Source organism: Acetobacter sp. AN02 (assembly GCF_029759835.1).
Taxonomy (GTDB): domain Bacteria; phylum Pseudomonadota; class Alphaproteobacteria; order Acetobacterales; family Acetobacteraceae; genus Acetobacter.
In genome coordinates this window covers 1-5,141 of the sequence record NZ_JAJJND010000125.1, presented here as the reverse complement: position 1 = coordinate 5,141, position 5,141 = coordinate 1, and the positions used below count along the sequence as shown (strand labels likewise).

Annotated in this window: 3 protein-coding genes; 2 read left to right on the top strand and 1 reads right to left on the bottom strand. The window is 56.5% G+C overall.

Features of this window, described 5'->3' with window-relative positions; genetic code table 11:
- The first annotated feature begins 222 nt into the window (after positions 1 to 222).
- Entirely contained in the window at positions 223 to 753 is a 531-nt protein-coding gene (locus tag LOC54_RS11190) for a hypothetical protein (protein WP_279313883.1), read from the top strand.
- A 108-nt stretch (positions 754 to 861) separates the two neighbouring features.
- On the top strand, positions 862 to 3,024 hold the full coding sequence (locus LOC54_RS11185) for a prolyl oligopeptidase family protein (protein WP_279313882.1): 2,163 nt from the start codon (positions 862 to 864) through the stop codon (positions 3,022 to 3,024).
- 54 nt (positions 3,025 to 3,078) lie between these two features.
- Here LOC54_RS11185 and LOC54_RS11180 read toward each other — a convergent pair whose 3' ends face one another.
- A complete protein-coding gene (locus tag LOC54_RS11180) occupies positions 3,079 to 4,362 on the bottom strand; it encodes an NAD(P)/FAD-dependent oxidoreductase (RefSeq protein WP_279313881.1) in 1,284 nt (427 codons plus the stop codon).
- Between the last annotated feature and the right edge of the window lie 779 nt (positions 4,363 to 5,141).

Genomic DNA, 5,141 nt, shown 5'->3' with positions numbered 1-5,141 from the left:
AACAGTTCCCGCAGATCATGACGGCGTTGTTCCGCGTCTTCCTTCATCAAAAGAAGATACGGAATAATCAGAGACCACTCTTCTTCGTTGATATCAGATAGATATGATTTACGTGAATTATTCTTTCATCTGTTCTGAAATACTTACGCAAAGTGCATAACACCCTCTAGATGTTTGGTGTATTTTCTGCTCTGGCTGCGGCAGGAAATTCAGGCCCGGAGGGTGCCGATCCCGCTCGACAGTTCCTATTTCGGTAAGATGAAATATCTTACAGGTTCCGGCGATGTGCGCGACTCCGACGATGTAAGCCGTGCCATGGCTGAAATCATCCTGATTCTTCTTGGCCGCGGATTGATCAGACCACGTCATTATCCGCTTCTCGTGTCCATGATGGACGACTTTATTGCTGCAGCAGAACGCAATCGTCCGGGACTTGAGAAAACAGACGAGTTTTTCAGGGAATACTGCCAGAAGCGCGATGAGGTCGCAGATGGCAGACTGTGTCCGCCGATCGAGCCGACGAGTGAACAGAATCGTTTTGATTTTGCGAGCGGAAAAACACTCGCATACTTTCTTCTTGGGGAAACGGAACCCGATCACGAACTGTACACACAGATGGTTCGTACGGTCAGACCGCTTATGGGCTATCGCCCTTATTTCGCACGCACCCCCCCTATGCCCGCTCCCGTGCCCGGTCTCTCTGCAGTCGCGCCGGATGCTGCTGTCCTGAGAGAGTGGGAACGCGGAAAATAGAAAGCCCTGCGATCAGGGCGGGGGCGGATATTTCGGGATACACTGTTCACGCTGCGGTCGGGCGGATATGCTCTGCGCGCCTGTTCCCGTGATATTCCCGGAGCGTTTATGTCTTTTTCCGCGCGTCTTCTCTCCGCTGCTTTTGCTGTTTCTCTTGCTGCGGGCTCTTTTTTTTCGTGTCCGGCTTCTGCGGATCCTGTGATTCCTGACCGGGCGGCGCTCAGTGAGGTGAACGGGGCGGCGGCTCTGGGCTGGGTCCGGGCACAGAATCAGAGGACGGCCGGCGATCTTGAGTCTGATCCGCGTTATGACGGGTTTTACAGGGATGCGCTGTCCGCTCTTGAGAATCCGGAGCGTATGATCCGGCCTCGTTTTCTCAATGGCCGGGTCTGGGATTTCTGGCAGGATGCGCATCATCCGCGGGGTATCTGGCGTAATACGGTTCTGGCCTCTCTGAGCAATGCGCTTCCGGGGTGGACCACGCGTCTGGACATTGATGCTCTGGCGGCGCGGGAGAAGAAGGACTGGGTTTTCCGGGGTGCTGAATGTCTGGAGCCGGAGGAACGTTTCTGTCTGGTCGCTCTGTCTGAATCCGGGGAAGATGCTGTTACCCTCAGGGAATATGACACGCGGGCCGGTCTTTTCGTGCTGCACGGATTTACTCTTCCCCGGGGGCGGCAACAGGCGGTCTGGGTGGATCGCGACACGCTGCTTGTGGCGCGGGATCAGGCCGAGGATGGCAGCTTTCTGACGGCTTCGGGCTATCCGTTCAGTGTGCAGCTTTTGCGCCGGGATCAGCCCCTGAGCCAGGCGCATGAGGTTGTGCGTGGTGAGAAGACCGATGTTGCCTTGACGCCTCTGGTTCTGACGGATGATGACGGGCGCAGGGTTTTTCTGATCCACAGGGAGGTGACGTTTTTCGGCGGGCGTTATGCCGTTCTTGAGGGGACGGATCAGGGCGGGACACCTGCGCTGCGCTGGCTTGATCTGCCCTCCAGGAGCGAGATTCAGGGGCTTGTGCACGGGCGTCTTGTTCTGACGACGGCGGAGGACTGGACGCCGCAGGGCGGGGCGAAAATTCCTGCGGGCAGTCTGGTATCTGCCTCTCTGTCCGACCCCGGACGGGATGTCGATGTCATATTCACGCCGGATGCCACGCAGTCGGTTCAGGATGTCGGGATTACGAGAAATACTGTTGTAGTCTCCGTTCTTGAGAATGTGCGGGGTGCGGCTTTTGTTTTCTCCCGTGACGGGGCTTCCTGGAAAAAGCTGCGGCTGCCTCTGCCGGATATGTCTACGGTGCATGTTCTTGATACCGACCGGGCGTCTGATCATGCGTTTCTGACGGTTGAGGGCTATCTGACGCCGCCGGAGCTGTGGCTGACCGGGACCGGCGGGTCTCAGGGGACGGCTGAGAAGATCCGGGAGATGCCTCCCCTGTTTGATGCCTCAGCCATGACGGTCCGGCAGTTCCGGGCGACATCGTCGGACGGAACGAAGATCCCCTATTTTATCGTCAGTCCGAAAGATATGAGGAATGATGGCGGGAATCCCGTTCTGATGACGGCCTATGGCGGGTTTCAGGCAACCTATACGCCGCTTTATGCGCCGGAGATCGGGCGTCTGTGGCTGCAGCATGGCGGTGTGTATGTGGTTGCAGGTATTCGCGGAGGCGGGGAATATGGTCCTGCCTGGCATGAGGCGGGGCGCAAGACGCATCGTCAGCGTGTGTATGATGATTTCTTTGCCGTGGGGCGGGATCTTGTCAGCCGGGGCATTACGTCTGCCGCGCATCTGGGTATTCGCGGGCGGTCCAATGGCGGCCTGCTGGCCGGCGTGGCGTTCACGCAGCATCCGGAAATGTGGAATGCGGTGATTATCGGCGTGCCGCTGCTGGATATGCTGAATTACGAGACCATGGCGGCCGGGGCATCATGGGCTGATGAATACGGCTCCGTGTCCGTTCCTGCTGAAAAGGCGTTTCTGCAGAAGATTTCTCCGCTGCAGCATCTGCGGAAGGAAACGGACTACCCGGTGCCGTTCATTTTCACCTCCACGAAGGATGATCGTGTCGGACCGGTTCATGCCCGGCTCTTTGCGGCGCGTCTGAAGGCGCTGGGCAAGCCGTTTTTCTATTATGAGGATACGGAGGGCGGTCATTCCGGCACCGCCAATGCGAAAGAGATCGCGCATGAGCGTGCGCTTGAGGCGGTATATCTGACGCGCCGGCTGATGGAGGGGGCCGGTGCCACGAAGGGCGCCGGAAAGTAAGGCGGACTCCCCTACCCTGCGCCGACGGACCGGCGGGAGGGAGGGGGATCGGGTTTATCTGAGGCGGCCGGAGGGGCGGACTCTTTTATCGATCCAGTCCGCGACGCAGGAGAGTATGCTGCCCGAGAGGCCGTAGATTTCCGCCTGGTGCTGGCGGTAGAGCATGATGTGGCCCAGTCTTGCACTGAGGCCGCGCAGGAAGCCGCCGCCGAACACGGTGCCTCCGGGCAGGGCGGCCCATCCGTTATAGTCGCCCAAAGCCACGATCGCGCCTTTGTTACGAAACACGCAGGGCGGGATCGGCTTTTTACGGAGCAGCCAGTCCGGCAGGGTCCGTGCGAGGTGGTGGGCCTGCTGGCGGGCGACCTGGGCTGTCGGCGGCAGGGGTTCTCCCTGGATATAGGAACAGTCTCCGAGCGCGAAGATCCTGTCGTCGTCAATCGATTGCAGGTTCGGTTTTATCAGGATCTGGCCTGCCTTGCTCAGGGAGAGTCCGTCAAAATCCCTTGTGGCGTCCGGAGCTTTCACGCCTGCGGCCCAGACGCGCAGCCGGGCCTGGACAAAGGTTCCGTCCTTGAGACTCAGCCCGTTTTCCTGTGCGCCTGCGACCATTGCCGACGTCATGACCCTGATTCCGAGGCTTTCCAGCTCTTTTGTTGCGGCTGCCGAGACTTCTTCGGGGAAGCCCGGGAGGATGCGCGGGCCTGCTTCGAGCAGTGTGATTTTCTGGACCGGGCGGCGGTCTCCGAAGGAGTGCAGCGTCACGAGGTCGAGAGCCTTGTGCAGTTCCGCCGCAAGCTGCGTTCCGGTTGCGCCGCCGCCGACTATGGCGATGTCCAGTTCGTCTTCGGTTGCGAAGGCGCGGACGAGTTCCATGCGGAATCTGTCGTTAAAGCCGGTTGCGTCGGGGAGGCTGTCGATGAACAGGCAGTGTTCCTCAACCCCGGGTGTTCCGAAATCATTGGCGCAGCTGCCTATGGCGAGGATCAGGGCGTCGTAGGAGACCTTGCGCTCTCCGAGGACGATCTCGTTATCTGCGGAGCGGACGGGACCGAGCAGGGCTTCGTGGTTTTTGCGGTCGAGGGCGGTGATCTCTCCCGGCCAGAACTCGAAATGGTGGTTGCTGGCCTGTGCCATGAAGCTGACGCAGTCTCCCGAGCTGCTTGCCGTGCCTGCGGCAAAACAGTGCAGCATCGGCTTCCAGACGTGGGAGAAGCTTTTATCAATCAGCGTGATCCGGGCCTTTCCGGATTTTCCGAGATGATCGCCGAGGCGGGTGGCGAGTGCCAGTCCCGCGACGCCGCCTCCGACGATGAGTATCTCTGCTTTTTCCGCCATCGTTGCCTCCGGGTTGATCCTGATGTTCTGCCTTCTGCCCGGTTTTGAGTAAAGGCAGGGCTGCGTCCACAGACTGAACGGTATGGCTGGTGAAAGGTACCCTGCCGTTTTACGTTATGGTCCGTAGTTTGCGGAGTGCGGCGGTTTTATATGGTGCAGATCGGGAGGGGGAAGATCAGGTACCGGTTCCGGCCGGTGCCTGCAGGCGTTTCGTGAGCTGGGGTATTTCTTCTTGATTTCTTTGGGAAATCTTCCGGCTCGCGCTGGTATCATTTAATCGTCAGAATCATCGGGCTCCTCGCGGATGAGTTGCCTGTCTGAGTCCTGAAGGCTTCTCGAATCATCGTAGAAACGATCGTTTACACTTTTCAAAAAAAACCGTAAACGTCTTATCTCCATTAGATAATTCTAACAAATTAAAAACTATACCATATCTATATGATGTAATAGTTCCAACATACTCTCTTAAATATTTATCTGTTTTTTCAATTTCATTTATAAATTTTACAGTACCATCCTTTAAAACATTAATTCCAAGCACAATAAAATTTTCATTTTCTTATGCAAAGACCACATATTTCACAAATACATTTTTATAATTAATAATTGGTATATTTTTTTATCTATAAACTCCTTTGTTGTTCCTGATTTCAATGTAATTTCATTTTCAGGCTCTCCATATATTTTTTTATTTCTTCTATACTACGGCGTGTCGTCAGTTAAGGGCTGATACCAACCGTTTCTTGATCAGACTCACGGGGTACCCATTGGGCTAAAAA

Coding starts and splice junctions, on each gene's coding strand:
- LOC54_RS11185 (WP_279313882.1), top strand. CDS start 862: ATGTCTTTTTCCGCGCGTCTTCTCTCCGCTGCTTTTGCTGTTTCTCTT.
- LOC54_RS11180 (WP_279313881.1), bottom strand. CDS start 4,362: ATGGCGGAAAAAGCAGAGATACTCATCGTCGGAGGCGGCGTCGCGGGA.